The following is a 16,913-nucleotide window of genomic DNA, read 5'->3' on the forward strand; positions in this document are numbered from 1 at the left end:
CTTCGGCCATACCGGCAGCGCGGTGGCGAATTTGAGGAGCCATCGCGGCTTCATGCCGTTCGGGGCCATGTCCATTTTCGCGGCTGTGCCGACAGTGATTTTCGCGGTGGGCGGCGCGGAGATCGCCACCATCGCCGCCGCCGAATCGGATGATCCGGCCAAAAGCGTCGCGGCCATGACGCGCTCGGTGATTCTGCGGGTCATCACGTTCTATGTCGGGTCGATGTTCCTGATTGCGTGCATCGTGCCGTGGGGCAGCATCGTCACCGGACACTCGCCGTTCGTCGCCGCGCTCGAAACGATGCGGATTCCCGGCTCGGCCGACATCATGAACGCCATCGTGCTGGTCGCCGTGCTGTCGGCGCTGAATTCGGGCTTGTATGTGTCGTCGCGGATTCTGTTTCGTCTCGCCGAACGGGGCGATGCGCCGAACTCGCTGCTGAAGCTGACCCCGCACAAAGTGCCGCGGCTTGCCGTGCTGCTGAGCAGTGTGGTCGGCTATGTGGCGATCGTTGCGGCCATTGTGTCGCCGCAGGGCGTGTTCCTGTTCCTCGTGAACGCGTCAGGCGCCGTGATGCTGTTCGTTTATCTCGCGACGGCCCTCGCGCAAATCCGCATCCGCCGGCGCATCGAGGCCACCGAGCCGCAACGGCTCACGCTGAAGATGTGGCTGTTTCCGTGGCTCTCGTATGCGGTGGTGGCGGCGATCGTCGGCGTGCTCGTCGCGATGGGCTCCGATCCGTCTTTGCGTCCGCAGTTGATGGCGAGCGCCGCGAGCCTTGCGGTGGCGTTGGCGGCTTACATGCTGGTGGCGAAACGCCAGCACAGCGGCGGCACCGCCACGGGCTATCGGTCGCAGATCGGCCAGCAAGCATTTGAAGGGCGCAAGTGATGCCGGAGATTGCCATCATCGGTGCGGGATTCATCGGCCTCGCGAGCGCTGCGGCGTTGATGCGCGACGGCCATCGGGTCACGCTGTTCGATCCGGCCGGCGTGGGGCAGGGCGCGTCGTTCGGCAATGCCGGCACCTTCGCGCACTATGCGTGCATTCCGGTCAACAACCCGTCCGTGTTCCGAGATTTACCGCGCTTTCTGCTGTCGAACCAAAGTCCGTTCAGATTGCGTTGGGGGTATCTGCCGCATCTCGCGCCGTGGCTCGCGCGCTTCATGATGAACTCGCTGCCGCGCCGCTACGAAACGAGCGCCGGCGCGCTCGCCGCGCTGCTGGATTGCGCGCAGGACGGCTACGCGCCGCTGCTCGCCAACGCGGAGCTGGCGCGTTTCGTCCGGCCGCGTGAGTGTCTCTATCTGTATTCGAACGCGGCTTCCTTCGATGCCGCGCGTCCCGCGCTCGATCTGCGGCACAAGCTGGGCGTCGCATTCGATGTGCTCGACGGCGCCGCCATTCGCGCACTCGAACCGGAGCTGGCGCCGATCTTCGAGCGCGGCGTGCTGTTCAGCGATAGCTGGCACTTTTCCGATCCGCAAGGCTTTCTGCAGACGCTTTACGAGCAACTCGCCGCGCAGGGCCTGAAGCTCGAACGTTCGACTGTCGATGCGCTGCAACCCGGCGCGGACGGCGCGAGCCTGACCGTCGGCGGCGTGACGCGGCGTTTCGATCACGTGGTGGTGGCGACCGGTGCGCGTTCGGCCCATTTCGCCAGCCAGTGCGGCGACCCGGTTCCGCTCGACACGGAGCGCGGCTATCACGTGCGCTTTCCCGGCGCGCAGCACCTGGTATCGCGGCCGGTCGGCTGGGCCGAGCGCGGTTTCTACATGACGCCGATGAGCGACGGCTTGCGGGTGGCGGGCACGGTCGAACTCGCCGGCTTTGGCGACACGCGCAACCGCTCGCTGCTCGATCTGCTGACGTTTTCATCGAAGCGGGCGTTGCCCGCACTCGAAACACCGGATAGCAACTGGCTCGGCTTTCGTCCCACGTTGCCCGACGGCGTGCCGGTGCTCGCGCGCTCACGCGCGAGCGAGCGCGTGATCTACGCATTCGGCCATCAGCATCTGGGTTTGACGCTCGCGGGCGTGAGCGGGCGCATTGTCGCCGATCTGATCGCACGGCGTGCGCCGCCGCTGGACCTCGCGCCCTACGCGGCCACGCGCTTTTGACTGCAGCGGAGGACGGGTTCGGAGTCGTTTTTTTCAGGCTTTAACGCAAGCATCGCAGAGCGGTTTCGACGCGTCGCGCATCGGATCGGCCAACCTGCACACACACACGCGCGACGTCACATCTCGCAAGGAGCGCATCATGAATCGCCGCTATTGGCTGTTGAGTGCCGCCGTCTGTGCACTCGCCACGTATATGCCGTTGTCGTGGGCCGCCGACCCCCAGATCGTCAAGATCGGTTTCGTCGGACCGTTGACGGGGCCGGTTGCCCGCGTCGGCAAGGACTTGCAGTACGGCGCGCAGTTGGCGCTCGATGAAGAGAACGCGAAGAACCCGGTGGTCGGTGGCAAGCCGGTCAAGTTCGTGCTCGACGTGCAGGACGATCAGGCCGACCCGCGCGTGGCGATTCAGGTCGCGCAGAAACTGGTCGACGACGGCGTGGTCGGCGTGATCGGCCATTACAACTCGGGCTGCAGCATTCCGGCGTCGACGGTATATCACCAGGCGAACGTGGCGATGATCACGCCGGGCTCGACCAATCCGCAATTGACCAAGCAAGGCTTCAAGAACGTATTTCGTACGATGGGTCACGACGGTATCGGCGGCGTCGTGGCGGGGCATTTCGTGGTGGAGCAGATGAAGGCGAAGCGTATTGCCATCATCGACGACCGCACCGCTTTCGGGCAAGGGCTGGCCGATGCGTTCGAGAAGGGCGTCAAGGAAGCGAACGGCAACATCGTGGATCGGGAATTCACCAACGACAAGGCGATCGATTTTCGCGCCATTCTGACCACGCTCAAGAGCAAGAACGTCGACCTGATTTTCTTCGGCGGGCTGGATGAGCAAGGCGCCATGCTGGTCAAGCAGATGCGGTCGCTCGGCATGTCCACACAACTGTTCGGCGCCGGCGCGCTGAAGAGCAACGCGTTCCTGCAGATCGCCGGCACGGCGCTCGACAAGCTGGCCGCCGCACAGGCGTTCGGCAAGCGCTACAAGGCGCGTTTCAATCAGGATGTCGAACTGTACGCACCGTTTTCCTATGACGCGGCGCTCGCCATGCTGAAAGCGATTCACTCGGCCGATTCGCTCGATCGCGCGAAGATCGTCGACAGCCTCGCCAAGGTCACGGTCACGGGCGTGACCGGCAATATCACCTTCGATCCGTATGGCGATCTGATCAAGCCGCCGTACACCTTGTTCCAGGTTGAGCAAGGCCAATGGAAAAGCGTCAAGACGGTGGGCGGCAGCGGCGCATGATGGCCGGTCCGGAAGCAGCCCGTATTTCGCTGTTTCGCTGAGGTCCGAGAAAAACGTGACGCCGGCGGTTGCCGGCAGTCGCGTTTTTGTCGAGGCACAATAGAAACAGGCAACCGTTCGGCGCCATCGCGCCGCGCGGTTGCTTCATTTCTGAAAGCTTTCGACGCGAGGCCGACAGCATGACCGCATCCATCACGCTGGTTCTGTTCGACATGGAAGGTGTTCTGACTCACTATGACCGCGCCGCGCGAGTCGATCATCTGGCGGCGACCGCGGGTTGCCCGCCGGACACGGTGCGTCACGCGATCTGGGGATCGGGACTCGAAGCGCGTGCGGACGCAGGCCAGCTCAGCGATGACGAGTATCTGCGCGAACTGGGCTTGCTGTTGAACTACCCGATCAATCGCGACGACTGGCTGGCTGCCCGTCTCGCGTCGATTACCCCGAATCAGGAAGCGCTCGCGCTGGCCGCCAAAGTCGCCGAGCGGCACCGCATCGCGGTGTTGACGAACAATTGCCGCCTGTTGACCGATCACATCGCTTATCTGAATCCGCCTGTCGCGCGGCTGTTCGGCCCGGACGTTTACTCGTCGGCGGCGTTTGGTGCCGCGAAACCGGCGGCGCAAACCTATCTGCGTTGTCTTGAGCAACTCGGCGTACCCGCGGCTCAAACGCTTTTCGTCGACGACACGGCCGCCAACGTGAACGGCGCAGTCGATGCGGGACTGCAAGGGCACATGTTCGTCAGCGTCGGCGCATTGTCGGACGAATTGCAGCGTCGCGGCTTGATATAGCGGAGCCGGTGGGTCTCGAGTTCACTCCCCGCTAAGGTCCGGATTCTGCTGCACCAGTTCGTGCACCCATTCGCTGAACACCCGCACGCACATGCTCGAACGACGGTGCGGATAAAGGATCGAGAGCGGCAACGGTGCGCAATGGCAGTCGCGGAGAATTTCACGCAGCGCGCCGGATTCGATCGCCTTCGCCACCATGAAACGCGGCGTCTGGATCAGGCCTAAGCCTTCCACGGCGGACGCGACATAGACCTGGCCTTCGTTGACCGCGAGTTTGCCTTCGATCGGTCTTCTGATGAGCGCGCCGTCCGCTTCGAACTCCATCGGATAGACGCGCCCCGTGCGCGCGGAAAAATAATTTACCGCGTGATGCCGGTCGAGATCGTCGGGCGTGGCGGGCTCGCCCATTTGCTCGAGATAGGCGGGCGCGGCGCAGATCGTCATGCGCACGCTGCCGAGCGAGCGCGCCACCAGGTTCGAATCGTCGAGCACGCCGATGCGGATCACGCAATCCACGCCTTCCTGCACGAGATCCACGTTGCGGTCAGCGAGTCCCAGCTTCACCGTGATGTCGGGATAGCGCGCGTTGAAATCGCGCATCACGGGAATCAGCACGTGAGACGCGAACGTGGAGGACGTGTCGACGCGGACCGTGCCACGCGGACTCTGGCGTTTGCTCGATAACGCCGATTCGGCGTCGGAGACCTCGGCGAGAATGCGTGCGCAGTATTCGTAGTAAAGGGCGCCGTCGTCGGTAACCTGCACGCGGCGTGTCGTGCGGTTGAGCAGGCGCACGCCCAGATGGCTCTCCAGATTCTGCACGACCGTCGAGACGGAGGCGCGCGGCATTTCCAGCGAATCGGCCGCTTTCGAGAAACTGGACGCGTCCACGACGCGCTTGAACACTGCCATGCCTTGAAGAAGGTCCATACGGTGCTGTCCTCTGGAAGCTGAACGAAGACCTACTCGCGAATCGTTGGAATGATAGCCGCGGCGCGTTGGTGACGGACAGAGCGAAGCGGCCTACGGGTTCACGGAGTCGGCCGCAAAAAACCTTGACTCCCGAATCTCACGGCCTATAGTTCACCATATGGCAAAGTCTCCAGTCAGTCAACTCGATCGCACGTTTTCCGCCCTCGTGGATCCCACGCGGCGGGCCATCCTCGCGCGTCTCGAGCGTGAGCCCGGTCTGTCGGTCACGGAAATCGCGCGTCCGTTGCCGCTCAAACTGCCCGCCGTCATGAAGCACCTCGACGTGCTGAGCGACGCGGGTCTGGTGGCGCGCACAAAAAATGGCCGAACCGTCTCAGTCGAACTGGTTGCCGGCCCGATGGAAGAAGCGATGGCGTGGTTGCGACGCTACGAACGCTTCTGGTCCGCGAGTCTCGACCGGCTCGCCGATTTTGTTGAGAGGAACGACGAATGAACGAAAAGCCCAGCCTGACCATCGTGCGGCGCATCAAGGCGCCACCTGCAAGAGTCTACGCAGCATGGACGCGGCCCGAACTGATGGCGCGCTGGTGGGGACCGGACGCCGGACCGGTGCTGAGCGCCGAAGCCGATCCGCGCGTGGGTGGCCGCTTTCGCGTGGTATTTCAGACGCTGGATGGCGAAACGCACGACTGCCGCGGCGAGTACCAGGAAGTCGAAGCGGACCGCAAGCTCGTCTTCACGTGGGAGTGGGTCACGCTGCCTGAGCGCCGGTCGCTGGTGACGATCCGGTTTCGTCCGATCGAAGAGGGCACCGAACTGCATTTCACTCACGCACAGTTCTTCGACGAGGCCGCACGCGACGGTCATCAAACCGGCTGGAACGGTGCATTCGATAAGCTGGACGCACTGATTGCCGAGCTGGAAAACGAAGTGAAATGAAGCACATTCCCTCGAAGTCAACGCATACTGAGGTCGACCATGAAGCTTTACTATGCTGAAACGCTGTCTCCCAGAAAATCCTGCGCACTGGCCAAATATTTAGGCTTGCCAATCGACTACGCCTTTGTCGATCTGGGTAAAGGCGAGCAAACGCGACCGGACTATCTGGCGATCAATCCGAACGGCAAGGTGCCTTGTCTCGTCGACGGCGACAAGATCATCTGGGAGGCCGACGCGATCATGTGCCATCTTGCACAGCGCGCGGAATCCCCGCTCTGGCCGCGGGGCGCGCAGCAGCAGATCGAAATCGTGCGCTGGTTCAGCTGGAATAGCCAGCATCTGCTCCGGCATGCCGGCGCGCTTTACTTCGAGTACCTGATCAAGCCGTGGGCCGGACTCGGCGAGCCCGACCCCGCAAAAGTCGCAGAAGCGCAAGGGTTTTTCCGCAAGCATGCAGGCGTGCTCAACCAGCATCTGAAGGGACGCAAGTGGCTGCTGGGTGATGACATGTCGGTCGCGGACTTCTCGGTCGGCATCGCGCTGCCGTATGCAAAAAGCGCGGCGATGCCGGTTGAAGAGTTTCCGGAAGTGGTGCGCTGGCACGATCAGTTGAACGCGATCGACGCATGGCGCGACCCGTTTCCCGCGCGGCAGGAACGCGCCACGGCGAATGCGTGAGGAGGAGTCATGTGCTGCGCGATAGTTGCACTCACGATGACCTTGCTGGCCAGCTGGCGCAGCGTGTCGGGCTCGCTCGCCGGCCGCGTCGGGCGGCTACGCAGGATCGCGATCGCGGTTATCGCGATCGGCGCGGCGGCGGGGTCCGCCACGGCTGCGGATCAGTTCGCGGCGGCGGGCGGCGGACAACAATCGTCGTTGATCGCGCGACTGGCTAGCATGCCGATTTGCGGGCACTTTATCCGCTAATGGCGTGTGACGTGTGATCGTCGAAGCAGGGCGCTTTGGGTGGCTTCAACGTGCTGTGCCGATTTGCCGTATCGTACAGAGTCACTGTACTGCGCGCGAATCGAGGGCACGTCATGGCACTTTCGTCGAAAACCGCTACAAGGCTTTCCGGTAGACGCCGTTTTCTGCGCTCAGCAGGCAACACCGCAATCAGCTTGTCGGCGTCGTTCGCACTGCCACGATTGGCGGCGGGCCAAACGCCAACGCAGACGCCAACGCAAGCGCCAACGCCAACGCCGCCTCGGTCGCAAGCCGAAGCCGCCACCGCGCCGCTGCCACGCATGGCGCAACGCGTGATTCCGGCCACGGGCGAACGCCTGCCCGTGGTCGGCTGCGGCACCTGGCGCACCTTCGATGTCGGCAACGATCCCGCCGGCCGCGCGCAACTCGCCGAGGTGCTGCGCATCCTGTTCGAAGCCGGTGGTTCGGTGATCGATTCATCGCCGATGTACGGTTCGTCGGAAGCCGTCGCCGGCGCGCTGCTCACGCAGTTGAACGCGCACAACCAGGCCTTCGTCGCCACCAAGGTCTGGACCGAAGGACGCGAGGCGGGCATCGCGCAGATGGAAGAATCGTTGCGCCGCTTTCAGCAGCCGCGTATCGATCTGATGCAGGTTCACAACCTGCTCGACTGGCGCACGCAACTCGCCACGCTGCGCGACTGGAAAGCGCGCGGCCGGATTCGCTATATCGGCATCACGCACTACACGTCGAGTGCTTTCGACGAGGTCGCGGCCGTCATGCGCAGCGACAAGCCCGACTTTGTGCAGATCAACTACGCAGCCGACGACCGCGCCGCCGAGGCGCGCATCCTGCCGCTCGCGGCGGAGTTGGGCATCGGCGTCGTGATCAATCAGCCGTTCGGCGGCGGCGGCCTGCTGGCACGCGTCGGCAAAACGCCGCTGCCCGCGTGGGCTGCGGAAATCGGCTGCACGAGTTGGGCGCAGATTCTTCTGAAGTTCGTGCTCGCGCAGCCGGCAGTGACGGTGGTGATTCCCGGCACGGGGCGTCCGCAATACATGGCGGACAACGTTCGGGCCGGTTCGGGCCCATTACCCGACAAGGCGATGTGCGCGCGAATCGCGGCAGCGGTGAATGGCTAGCCGATCGTTTGCCTATTATTCGCGCTAATTCCTTCGTGAACTCTCCAGCTAGTTCAAATTAATACCTCGCTCGAGGTTATTCGCACGCGCCATTGCTCCATAGCACAACACTGCGCAAAGAAAAATAAAGTTTCCCGTAGTCGAGAACGATATTGAGATTTCTAGAGGATTAACTCGGTCCCATTACTGCAGCCATTCGGTTTGCATACGCAAAACACAAGTGAAAGAAAGATTGTGAAAGGAAGTTGACACGGGAACGTTTGCCAAACTAGGCTACGCACTGTCGTCAAAAACTGACCTCGGTTTAATCCACCTGCCCGGAGACGCAGGTAAGCCGCCGCTTTGCCGGTCAGTCGGACGATCGAATGAAGGCCGGAAAAATGGCCCAAGCTGTCGATATGAAAGCATTGTAATAAACGTGTGTCGCAATTCTGAAATTAGCCACAAGTGCTGAGGCGCCAACACGTCCCTATATTCTCGCTAGCAATTCGGTGCTAGTGCGGGAGACCTTTTTCGCTGAAAAAAAGAGAAAACCAGCTTAAGCACTCATCGCACTTTCTTTAATGCCGATATTGTCTGTCGAGGATTAATCATGCGTATAAATTTCCGATTGCAGATGCAGTGCCTCGCACTAGCCGGAATTGCGGTTCTGGCGGGATGCGGCGGCAGCGACGGCTCGTCGTCCTTGACGAGCAAATCCGGGCAGGCGCCCGCGGCCGCGTCAGGCGCCTCCGAAGTGGCGCTGGCGCCGCCCGCCGCGCCGGTCGTGGCGGACACATCGATCAACAAGACGGTTCCGCCGGTCGAGTTGCCCGACACGGTCACGCCGATCAACTACAAGCTGTGGTTCCGGCCGAACCCCGCGCTGTCTTCGTTCGACGGCCGCGCCGACGTGCAGATCAAGGTGCAGAAGGCCGTCAACGCGATCACGATCGCCGGGCACCGGGTCAAGTTCACCAACGGCACGATCACGCTTCAGCCGGGCAACATCGCGCTGATCGCCACGCCGCAGGACGACGGCGATTTCTATCAACTGCGCCCCGTGAGCGGGCAGATCGCCGCCGGCAACTACTCGCTGCACATGGAGTGGAGCGGCATCATCAACTTCAAGACTTATGACGATCCGGTCGCCAAGACCGGCGGCAGTTGCGGCGACGATCCTTATCCGGGTTGCTCGGCGGCCGAAGGCGTGTTCCGCGTCGATCTGAAATCGACCGACGGCACGACAAGCGGCGCGATCCTCACGCAAGGCGAATCGAACCTGGCGCGGCAGTGGTTCCCGGGTTGGGACGAGCCGGCTTTCCGGCCCACCTACGAGGTGAGCGCGGAGGTCCCGCAGAACTGGAACGTCGTCTCGAACGCGGCCGAGAAACCGGCGGTGAACGTGGATAGCGGCTACAAGCTTGTGTCGTTCGAGAAGACGCCGCCCATGCCGTCGTATCTGCTGTTCTTCGGCGGCGGCCAGTTCGACATTCTCGAAGACGACTTCTCGAGCCCACTGCCCGACGGCAAAGGTCTGCATCTGCGCATCTTTACGCCGCCCGGCATGCGTGACTGGGCCAAACCGGCGATGCAACAGACCAAGCAGGCGCTCGATTACTACTATCGCTACACCGGCATTCCGCTGCCGCTCACCAAGTTCGACACGGTCGCGGCCAACGACGCGTTCAAGGAGCAGAAGGACCTGAACTTCGGCGGCATGGAGAACTGGGGCGCGATCCTCGAATTCGCCGACGACATTCTGCCGGCGCCGGGCACGACCATGTCCGACTACGGCGTGACGGTGCTCACGCACGAAGCCGCGCATCAATGGTTCGGTGACCTCGTCACGCTCGACTGGTGGGACGACGTCTGGCTGAACGAGTCGTTCGCGACGTTCTTCGAGAACAAGACCAAGGTGCGTTTCTTCCCGGACCGTTTCAGTTGGGTCGACGACGTGAAGAACAAGTACGCCGTGATCAATGCGGACCTGAAGTCCACCGCGTTCCCGGTGCAGCCGAACTTCAACGGCTGGGCGTCGAACGACTTCGTGCTGAGCGCGAGCGCCTTCACGTACGACAAGGGCGGTCACGTGCTGAAGATGCTGGAGAACTACCTTGGCGAAGAAGTGATGCGCAAGGGTCTGCAGTCGTACCTCGCCGACTATTCGTTTGGCAACGTTACGCCCAAGCGTCTGTGGGACGAACTGGCGAAGGCGAGTGGTCAGCCGATGGTGGCGATCGGCGACAGTTTCGTGCGGCAAACAGGTGTGCCGCTGATCTCGCTCGATACGCAGTGCGATCTGACGACCAATCAGACCGTGGTCACGCTGAAGCAGTCGCCGTTCCCGAATCAGAATCAGTACCCGGGCACGCAGTGGACCATTCCGTTGACGCTCGCGTATGGCGACGGCCTGACGTCACGCAAGACGCTGGCGATGAAGGACACGCAAACCCAGGTGCGTCTGAACGGCTGCTCCGCGGTGCTCGCCGATCCGAGCGGTCTCGACTACTACGTGACCAACTACAGCAACAACGCGTGGAGCCAGTTGCTCGCGCAGGGTAACGCGCTGAAGGATCCGGTCCTGCTGACCAGTCTGCAACTCGAGGCGAAGCTGCTGGTGAACAACGGTCTCGCGGACCCGTCGCGCGTCACCAGTATCGGCTCGCTGAGTCCGGCGGCCACACCGCTCGCACGTCAGTTGCTGATGGCGGCGCCGACGACGCAATCGCAGCGTCCGACGATCCGCTATCAGGGTAAATTCAAACTGAAGCCACAGGCGCAGCAAGGCCAGTAAGCGGCCGTATTGGGTAGTTCAGCGGCCCGCATCGTGTTGCAGCGATGCGGGCCGCTTTTTTCATACCGCTTCAGATGCGGCAACAGGTCACGCCGCAGCGCTGGGTCGCGAGGACACTGTGTCGTACCAGCGCCTGAGCGATTTCAGATCACCCGGCACTTGCATGTCGATTGCTTTCGCGGCGAAGTCGATCGTCACCAGCGCGGTGATGTCGGCAACCGAGAAGCGCTCGCCCGCCACGAACGCGGACTGTTTCAGGCGATCGTCGAGGTCCGCCAGGAAATGCGCGGCCCGTTGCCGGCTGCGTTCGGCGAGTGCCGCAATCTGCTCGTAGTCGTGCGGGCCGGCAATCGCGCGGCCCTTCAAACCGGGCGCGGTGTTGCGGATCGCTTCCATCACCGAGGCAAACCCCTCCTGTTCCGCGCGCCGTTCCCACATCGTGATCAGCGCTTTGTCTTTCGGTGTGGTGCCGAAAAGCGGTGTGTCGGGATAGACGTCTTCAATGTAGCGCTGGATGGCGGGCACCTCTCCGATCGACGTGCCGTCTTCGAGCACCAGCGTCGGCACGACGCGCCGGGGATTGATCGCGCGATAGGCGTCACCGTGCTGTTCGCGTTTGCCGAGGTCGACCGCCGCGAGCGTCACCGTCACGCCTTTTTCGGCAAGAAAGATGCGTACGCGCCGCGAGTTCGGCGACGCAGTGGAATGGTAAAGCGTCAATGTTTCGGTAGTCATGTTGATAGACCTTTGAATGATGTTTCGAGGCGCGCGTGTGGCCGCGCGCCACTGCGAGCGGGCGGCGATCAGCCGGCGGTCTTGCCGCCGTCGACGGTCACGATCTGCCCCGTGATGAACGACGCCGCATCCGATGCCAGAAACACGATGGCGCGCGCCACGTCGTCCGGCTTGCCGATGCGCCCGAGCGGCACCTTCGCGGCGAGCGCGGCCTTGTTCTCCGGCGTGCCGGTGAAGCGGTCGAGCATGCCGGTGTCGGTCGGTCCCGGCGCAACGGCGTTGACCCGCACGCCGGTGGACGCCACTTCGAGCGCCGCCGACTTGGTCATGCCTTCCACCGCATGCTTGCTGCCCGCGTAGACGGATGCGAAGGCCGCGCCTTCATGACCGTAAGTCGACGAAACGTTCACCACGCTGCCGCTCTTTTGCGCCGACATCACGCGCAGTTCGTGCTTCATGCTGAGCAGCGTGCCGAGCACGTTGGTGTCGAACGTCGCGGTGTAGCTCTCGACGGTCTGGCTGGTGATGGCGCCAGGCTGGCCCTCGGTGCCGGCGTTGTTCACGGCGGCGTCGATGCGGCCGAAGCGCGCGACCGTCTGATCGACGAGGCTCGCGACTTCGTCGTCGCGGCGCACGTCGGCCTGGATGAAGTGGGCATCTGCGCCGAGTTCGCGCAGTTCTTTTTCGAGCGCCTTGCCTTCGGCTTCACGACGGCCTGAGACGACGAGACGGGCGCCGGTTTCGGCGAAAGCGAGGGCCGTGGCGCGGCCGATGCCGGTGAGGGCGCCAGTAATCAGAATGACGGGATGGCTCATTTTCAACTCCTGATAGGTATGTTTGTGCGGTATGGGGCGAAGCAGGCGGCGTCCGGCTAAGCGGGTTGCGATCTGCCTCAAATCATTGCCTTGAGTGCAATTTAGCGGCTTGCCAGTCGAAGTAAAAAGACTTTATAAGCTGGTCGGCATGCCTGGCAGGCATGGAGATAGGGTGGGCCATGCAGGCGCCCGAGACGGGCCGGGCGTTGGTGGCAGCGACCTGAGCCCTCTGCCAATCCGCCAACACCGCACGACGATTCATCTGCCGATTGATCGACGCTGGAATAAAACCGACCCTGGCGCAGTCATGCCTGACGAACCGACTCGCGAGGGCCGCCGGATGATCCACGGCTCGGCTGCGACTCTTTATCGTGAGGTCAACATGTCGTCACATCAATCGTTCGACGCGTCGCGGCGCGGCGCACTGAAGTGTCTTGCATTCGGTGGTTTGGGCACCGTGTTCGTTCTCGCCGGCGGCATTCTCACGCCGGTGGAACTGGCACTCGCCGCCGACCAGAAATCATCCGCTGCGACAGCGGGTGTGCCGCTTTTCCTGCAGATCAGCGACTCGCATATCGGCTTTAACAAGGAAGCCAATCCGGACGTGGCGGGCACACTGAAGCAGACCATCGAGTACGTCAACGCGATGCCGGTCAAGCCCGCGTTGACCATCCATACCGGCGATATCACGCACCTGTCCAAGCCCGCGGAGTTCGATCTCGCGGCCCAGTTGATGTCCGGTCTGAAGATCACCGAGCTGCACACCGTGCCTGGCGAGCACGACGTGACGGACGGTCCCGGGACCGAATACTTCAGCCGCTTTGGCAAGGCCTCGGACAACAAGGGCTACTACAGCTTCGATCATCAGGGCGTGCATTTCATCGGCCTGGTCAACGTGATGCATTTCAAGCCGAACGGCCTGGGCGGCCTCGGCGACGAACAGCTCGAGTGGCTCGAAAACGATTTGAAGGGGCGCTCGTCCAGCACGCCGATCGTCGTGTTCGCGCACATGCCGATGTGGACGATCTACGAGCCGTGGGGCTGGGGCACCGGCGATGCGGGCCAGGCGATGAGCTATCTGAAACGCTTCGGCTCGGTGACGGTGCTGAACGGCCACATTCATCAGATCGTGTCGAAAGTGGAGGGCAACATCACCTTCCACACGGCGCGCTCGACGGCTTATCCGCAGCCGACCGCCGGCAACGGCACCGGCCCCGGACCGTTGACGGTGGCCAGCGACCAGCTGCCGAAAATGCTCGGTGTGACCAGCATCAAGATCGCGCGGCATCCGCTCAAAGCCACGCTCGACGACACGACGCTCGTTTGACAATCAGACCTTTTTTATCGCAGGAGATCAGTTATGCAAACTAAAAACATTCGCCGCGTATTGCTCGCAGTGGCCGCAAGTTCGGCATTGTTCGCGGTATCGTCCGGATTGTCCGTGGCGCGGGCGGAGACGCCGAACGCGGTCGTCATCAAGAACTTCATGTTCGCGCCGATGGAGATGACGGTCAAAGCCGGCTCGACCGTGACCTGGAAAAATCTCGACGGCGAACCGCATACCGTCGTGAATGACGCGGGCATGTTTCGCTCCGCCGCGCTAGACCAGAACGACACGTACCAGTTCAAGTTCGACAAGCCGGGCGTGTACAAGGTGTTTTGCGGCATTCACCCGAATATGAAGGAGACCATTACCGTGCAGTGAGCGCAGCAGGAGACCCAAACTACAGACTGCGCCCAAGACGCTCACGCAAGGCATGCAGCTTCGTTGCATGCCTTGCGTGCAGCGCCTTCAGCGCGCGCAGCAACGATTCGATGTCGAGACGTTTGCGGTAGTCCACGTCGACGTGGGCCAAGGCGATCCTGCCGTCGCGATCGATCAGAAACGTGGCGGGGATGGGCACCAGCCAGCGGCTTGCCTCGCTGGCCGAGGGCGTTGCGCAGCCCAGTTGTTCGTAGCTGGCGCGCAGGCGGACCGGCAGCTCGAACGCCACGCCATAAGCGCGCGCCAGCTTCAGGTCCACGTCGAGCAGTTCACGCAGGCCGCCGGCGGCGTGATGCGCGGGCCTCTCGCACGGCGGCGCGATGGCGACGGCACTCGCGCCGAGTGCAAGCATGTCGTCGTAGCCCGTCGCAAGATCGGCGAGGCTGCGCTCGCCGAAAGTACACCAGCCGCCTCGAAAGAAATGCAGCACCGCAGGCCCGGCTCTCAGCAATGCTTCGAGACTGACGCGTTGACCAATGGTATCCGTCAACGTAAAAAGCGGCGCGCGCGCGCCTGCGCGCAGGGCGTTCGCCGCCGCTGAAGCCGCGGCGCTGAGCGCAAGTTCGGCGTCGAGGTCCGACTGCCGCGGCGTCACGCTGTCTTCGGTTTGCAGGTCCGCCATCTTTGCCTCCGCCTGGTTCTCACGCATTTATCCATTCCACTGCCCGTGCCAAAGGTGCAAAATCGGCTGGCACTTATTCCACGGGAGACACGTGATGGACCGGCTGGCGGCAATTGAAATCTTCATCCGCGTGGTCGACACCGGCTCGTTTTCGGCCGCGGCGCGCCACTTCGACGTCGGCCAGCCGACGGTGTCGAAGGCCATCGCGCAACTCGAGGAGTGGCTCGGCGTCAAGCTCCTGCTTCGAACCACGCGCACCCTCACACCGACCGAAGCCGGCACCAGCTTCTACCAGCGCGCCAAACGCGCCGTCGAGGAAACCGACGAGGCCGTGCTCGCCGCGCGCGGCACCGCGTCCGGCCTCTCGGGCAAGCTGCGCGTCTCGGCGGCCGTGTGTTTCGCGCGGCTGCATATCGTGCCGCGTCTGCCGGTGTTTCTGGAGGACCATCCCAACCTCGAGCTCGAACTCGTTCTCGACGACAGGAACATCGACCTCGTCGAGGAAGGCATCGACGTCGCCTTGCGGATGGGCGTGCTCGCGGATTCCAACATGACCGCGCGCCGCATCGCCGAGGCCCGCCGCCGGGTGATCGCGACACCGGCGTACTTCAGCCGTCATGGCATTCCCGAGGCGCCGGCCGATCTGCTCGCGCACACATGCCTGATCTACACGCGCGACGGCGGCGGCGAAGACTGGACGTTCCGCAAGGAGACCGCGGAAGTGTCGGTCAGGACGCAAGGGCGGCTCAAGATCACGGCGACCGAAGGCTTGCGCGCGGCCGTGTTCGCCGACATGGGCGTGGCCGTCGCGTCCGAATGGGCCTTCACGCCCGAACTGAAATCGGGCGCGGTGGTGTCGGTCATGGACGACTGGATGCTGCCCACCATCAGCCTCTCGGCCGTCTATCCGACCGGCCGTCTTGCCAGCACCAAGGCGAGACAGTTCACCGCGTTCGTGGAAAACTGTCTCGCCGACGAAGCCGCTCCCGCTTCACGCGCCACACGCTCAACGCTCGAATCCGCCAGACCCGCCTAGAGCGTCACGACGATTTTGCCGAACTGGCCGTTCTTCTCCAGATAGCGGTGAGCTTCCACCATGTCGTCGAACCTGAAGGTGCGGTCGATCACCGGCTTGAGCGCGCCGCTCTCGAAACCTTTGAGCACGTAGTCCACCGCAGCTTTCTGACGCGCGGGATCGCCGCTTGTCAGCCAGATGTTATGGGCTTTCACGGTGAGCACCTTGGCGATCATGTCGAGCACCGGCAGCGGCGTGGAGTCTTCGCTCAACGCACCGTAGATGTACGCAATGCCCTGGAACGACAGTGCCGCCAGCAGCTTCGCGAAGCTCGGGCCGCCGACCGGGTCGAACGCCACGCGCGCGCCTTTGCCGTCGGTGATACGCATGACTTCGGGTACCAGATCGGTTTCCTCGGTGGCGATCACATGCGCGGCGCCGGCCTTGAGCAGTTGCTCGCGTTTCGCCGAGGTGCGCGTGAGCGCAATGGACGTCGCGCCGGCGTAGTTGGCGATCTGAATCGCCGCGAGCCCGACACTGCTCGATGCGGCGGGCACGATGACGAAATCGCCCTCGGTCACCTTCGCGTCTTCGATCAGCGCCCCATACGCTGTCACGAACATCATCCACACCGAGGCGGCCTCGGCGAACGAGAGCGACTCGGGGTGCTTCACGACGGCGTAGTCCGGCACGAGGATCACTTCGCCGTATGTGAAGTACTGGTTCATCGAAAAGGACGGCATGACGTTGACCTTGTCACCGGGCGCGATGCCCGTGACTTCGGCGCCGACCGCATCGACGATGCCCGCGGCTTCGTAGCCCAGTCCCGCAGGGAAGCGGACGGGTTCGATGTAGGCGTCGCTGCGCCACATGGACTCGGCGCGGTTCAGGCCGATCGCCTCGACCTTGATGCGAACTTCGTGCGGACCGGGCGCCGCCACCGGCGTCTCGATGAATTCGAGCACTTCGGGGCCACCGGCTTTTGCAAACATGATGGTGCGTGACATGACAGTCTCCAGGTTCGGCGAGCAGGCCTGCCGCAGGCGATGCAGCGAGAGGACAGGCCGCTTCGGC

At 63.1% G+C, this 16,913-nt stretch carries 18 protein-coding genes; 13 read left to right on the forward strand and 5 right to left on the reverse strand.

Annotated features, from left to right (window positions below; translation table 11 throughout):
• The first annotated feature begins 67 nt into the window (after nucleotides 1–67).
• From PQR32_RS11280 to PQR32_RS11295, 4 genes are all read left to right on the forward strand, one after another.
• Entirely contained in the window at nucleotides 68–892 is an 825-nt protein-coding gene (locus PQR32_RS11280) for a hypothetical protein (protein ID WP_408225865.1), read from the forward strand.
• Nucleotides 892–2,121: an NAD(P)/FAD-dependent oxidoreductase gene (locus PQR32_RS11285; protein WP_408225868.1), complete on the forward strand. Its 1,230-nt coding sequence runs from the start codon at nucleotides 892–894 to the stop codon at nucleotides 2,119–2,121. The genes PQR32_RS11280 and PQR32_RS11285 overlap by 1 nt, the downstream gene beginning before the upstream one ends.
• 139 nt (nucleotides 2,122–2,260) lie before the next feature.
• Nucleotides 2,261–3,376 carry a branched-chain amino acid ABC transporter substrate-binding protein gene (locus tag PQR32_RS11290; protein ID WP_408225871.1) on the forward strand — a complete coding sequence of 372 codons (1,116 nt, stop codon included), beginning with the start codon at nucleotides 2,261–2,263 and terminating at the stop codon, nucleotides 3,374–3,376.
• A gap of 179 nt (nucleotides 3,377–3,555) precedes the next feature.
• Nucleotides 3,556–4,170: an HAD family hydrolase gene (locus PQR32_RS11295; protein ID WP_408225874.1), complete on the forward strand. Its 615-nt coding sequence runs from the start codon at nucleotides 3,556–3,558 to the stop codon at nucleotides 4,168–4,170.
• Between the two features lie 21 nt (nucleotides 4,171–4,191).
• On the opposite strand, the gene PQR32_RS11300 is transcribed toward PQR32_RS11295, so the two are convergent.
• Nucleotides 4,192–5,100: a LysR family transcriptional regulator gene (locus PQR32_RS11300; RefSeq protein ID WP_408225877.1), complete on the reverse strand. Its 909-nt coding sequence runs from the start codon at nucleotides 5,098–5,100 to the stop codon at nucleotides 4,192–4,194.
• Nucleotides 5,101–5,260: 160 nt separating this feature from the next.
• On the opposite strand from PQR32_RS11300, the gene PQR32_RS11305 reads away from it, so the two are divergent.
• The 6 genes from PQR32_RS11305 (at nucleotide 5,261) to PQR32_RS11330 (ending at nucleotide 10,887) form a co-directional block, all read left to right on the forward strand.
• The gene (locus tag PQR32_RS11305; RefSeq protein WP_116121756.1) at nucleotides 5,261–5,596 is read left to right on the forward strand and encodes an ArsR/SmtB family transcription factor; all 336 of its coding nucleotides are present in this window, start codon (nucleotides 5,261–5,263) and stop codon (nucleotides 5,594–5,596) included.
• Nucleotides 5,593–6,042: an SRPBCC family protein gene (locus tag PQR32_RS11310; protein ID WP_408225881.1), complete on the forward strand. Its 450-nt coding sequence runs from the start codon at nucleotides 5,593–5,595 to the stop codon at nucleotides 6,040–6,042. Before PQR32_RS11305 ends, PQR32_RS11310 begins: the two co-directional genes overlap by 4 nt.
• Nucleotides 6,043–6,081: 39 nt before the next feature.
• Nucleotides 6,082–6,720, forward strand: coding sequence for a glutathione S-transferase family protein (locus PQR32_RS11315; RefSeq protein WP_408225884.1), 639 nt, complete (start codon nucleotides 6,082–6,084; stop codon nucleotides 6,718–6,720).
• A 9-nt stretch (nucleotides 6,721–6,729) separates the two neighbouring features.
• On the forward strand, nucleotides 6,730–6,969 hold the full coding sequence (locus PQR32_RS11320) for a hypothetical protein (protein WP_408225886.1): 240 nt from the start codon (nucleotides 6,730–6,732) through the stop codon (nucleotides 6,967–6,969).
• A gap of 113 nt (nucleotides 6,970–7,082) precedes the next feature.
• Complete coding sequence (locus PQR32_RS11325; RefSeq protein WP_408225889.1) at nucleotides 7,083–8,111, forward strand: aldo/keto reductase; 1,029 nt, start codon at nucleotides 7,083–7,085, stop codon at nucleotides 8,109–8,111.
• 592 nt (nucleotides 8,112–8,703) lie between these two features.
• Nucleotides 8,704–10,887: a M1 family metallopeptidase gene (locus PQR32_RS11330; RefSeq protein WP_408225892.1), complete on the forward strand. Its 2,184-nt coding sequence runs from the start codon at nucleotides 8,704–8,706 to the stop codon at nucleotides 10,885–10,887.
• 87 nt (nucleotides 10,888–10,974) lie between these two features.
• On the opposite strand, the gene PQR32_RS11335 is transcribed toward PQR32_RS11330, so the two are convergent.
• Nucleotides 10,975–11,622, reverse strand: coding sequence for a glutathione S-transferase family protein (locus PQR32_RS11335; protein ID WP_408225895.1), 648 nt, complete (start codon nucleotides 11,620–11,622; stop codon nucleotides 10,975–10,977).
• A gap of 68 nt (nucleotides 11,623–11,690) precedes the next feature.
• Entirely contained in the window at nucleotides 11,691–12,437 is a 747-nt protein-coding gene (locus PQR32_RS11340) for an SDR family NAD(P)-dependent oxidoreductase (protein WP_408225898.1), read from the reverse strand.
• Nucleotides 12,438–12,819: 382 nt separating this feature from the next.
• Here PQR32_RS11340 and PQR32_RS11345 point away from each other — a divergent pair, with 382 nt between their 5' ends.
• Entirely contained in the window at nucleotides 12,820–13,764 is a 945-nt protein-coding gene (locus PQR32_RS11345) for a metallophosphoesterase family protein (RefSeq protein ID WP_408226225.1), read from the forward strand.
• A 33-nt stretch (nucleotides 13,765–13,797) separates the two neighbouring features.
• The gene (locus tag PQR32_RS11350) at nucleotides 13,798–14,142 is read left to right on the forward strand and encodes a cupredoxin domain-containing protein (RefSeq protein WP_408225901.1); all 345 of its coding nucleotides are present in this window, start codon (nucleotides 13,798–13,800) and stop codon (nucleotides 14,140–14,142) included.
• A gap of 19 nt (nucleotides 14,143–14,161) precedes the next feature.
• Here the strand turns inward: PQR32_RS11350 and PQR32_RS11355 are convergent, their stop codons facing one another.
• A complete protein-coding gene (locus PQR32_RS11355) occupies nucleotides 14,162–14,851 on the reverse strand; it encodes a peroxiredoxin-like family protein (RefSeq protein ID WP_408225904.1) in 690 nt (229 codons plus the stop codon).
• Between the two features lie 67 nt (nucleotides 14,852–14,918).
• Between PQR32_RS11355 and PQR32_RS11360 the strand changes: the two genes are divergently transcribed.
• Nucleotides 14,919–15,860, forward strand: a complete 942-nt coding sequence (locus PQR32_RS11360) for a LysR family transcriptional regulator (RefSeq protein WP_408225907.1) — start codon at nucleotides 14,919–14,921, stop codon at nucleotides 15,858–15,860.
• Here PQR32_RS11360 and PQR32_RS11365 read toward each other — a convergent pair.
• Nucleotides 15,857–16,846 (reverse strand): zinc-dependent alcohol dehydrogenase family protein, encoded by a 990-nt coding sequence (locus PQR32_RS11365; protein WP_408225910.1) that lies wholly within the window; start codon nucleotides 16,844–16,846, stop codon nucleotides 15,857–15,859. The genes PQR32_RS11360 and PQR32_RS11365 overlap by 4 nt on opposite strands.
• Between the last annotated feature and the right edge of the window lie 67 nt (nucleotides 16,847–16,913).

It is taken from the genome of Paraburkholderia dipogonis, assembly GCF_046027395.1.
Lineage (GTDB): Bacteria > Pseudomonadota > Gammaproteobacteria > Burkholderiales > Burkholderiaceae > Paraburkholderia > Paraburkholderia dipogonis_A.

Bases quoted from the DNA above. Each gene is read 5' to 3' on its own strand.
- PQR32_RS11280 (WP_408225865.1), top strand. From the start codon at position 68: ATGTCCATTTTCGCGGCTGTGCCGACAGTGATTTTCGCGGTGGGCGGC.
- PQR32_RS11285 (WP_408225868.1), top strand. From the start codon at position 892: ATGCCGGAGATTGCCATCATCGGTGCGGGATTCATCGGCCTCGCGAGC.
- PQR32_RS11290 (WP_408225871.1), top strand. From the start codon at position 2,261: ATGAATCGCCGCTATTGGCTGTTGAGTGCCGCCGTCTGTGCACTCGCC.
- PQR32_RS11295 (WP_408225874.1), top strand. From the start codon at position 3,556: ATGACCGCATCCATCACGCTGGTTCTGTTCGACATGGAAGGTGTTCTG.
- PQR32_RS11300 (WP_408225877.1), bottom strand. From the start codon at position 5,100: ATGGACCTTCTTCAAGGCATGGCAGTGTTCAAGCGCGTCGTGGACGCG.
- PQR32_RS11305 (WP_116121756.1), top strand. From the start codon at position 5,261: ATGGCAAAGTCTCCAGTCAGTCAACTCGATCGCACGTTTTCCGCCCTC.
- PQR32_RS11310 (WP_408225881.1), top strand. From the start codon at position 5,593: ATGAACGAAAAGCCCAGCCTGACCATCGTGCGGCGCATCAAGGCGCCA.
- PQR32_RS11315 (WP_408225884.1), top strand. From the start codon at position 6,082: ATGAAGCTTTACTATGCTGAAACGCTGTCTCCCAGAAAATCCTGCGCA.
- PQR32_RS11320 (WP_408225886.1), top strand. From the start codon at position 6,730: ATGTGCTGCGCGATAGTTGCACTCACGATGACCTTGCTGGCCAGCTGG.
- PQR32_RS11325 (WP_408225889.1), top strand. From the start codon at position 7,083: ATGGCACTTTCGTCGAAAACCGCTACAAGGCTTTCCGGTAGACGCCGT.
- PQR32_RS11330 (WP_408225892.1), top strand. From the start codon at position 8,704: ATGCGTATAAATTTCCGATTGCAGATGCAGTGCCTCGCACTAGCCGGA.
- PQR32_RS11335 (WP_408225895.1), bottom strand. From the start codon at position 11,622: ATGACTACCGAAACATTGACGCTTTACCATTCCACTGCGTCGCCGAAC.
- PQR32_RS11340 (WP_408225898.1), bottom strand. From the start codon at position 12,437: ATGAGCCATCCCGTCATTCTGATTACTGGCGCCCTCACCGGCATCGGC.
- PQR32_RS11345 (WP_408226225.1), top strand. From the start codon at position 12,820: ATGTCGTCACATCAATCGTTCGACGCGTCGCGGCGCGGCGCACTGAAG.
- PQR32_RS11350 (WP_408225901.1), top strand. From the start codon at position 13,798: ATGCAAACTAAAAACATTCGCCGCGTATTGCTCGCAGTGGCCGCAAGT.
- PQR32_RS11355 (WP_408225904.1), bottom strand. From the start codon at position 14,851: ATGCGTGAGAACCAGGCGGAGGCAAAGATGGCGGACCTGCAAACCGAA.
- PQR32_RS11360 (WP_408225907.1), top strand. From the start codon at position 14,919: ATGGACCGGCTGGCGGCAATTGAAATCTTCATCCGCGTGGTCGACACC.
- PQR32_RS11365 (WP_408225910.1), bottom strand. From the start codon at position 16,846: ATGTCACGCACCATCATGTTTGCAAAAGCCGGTGGCCCCGAAGTGCTC.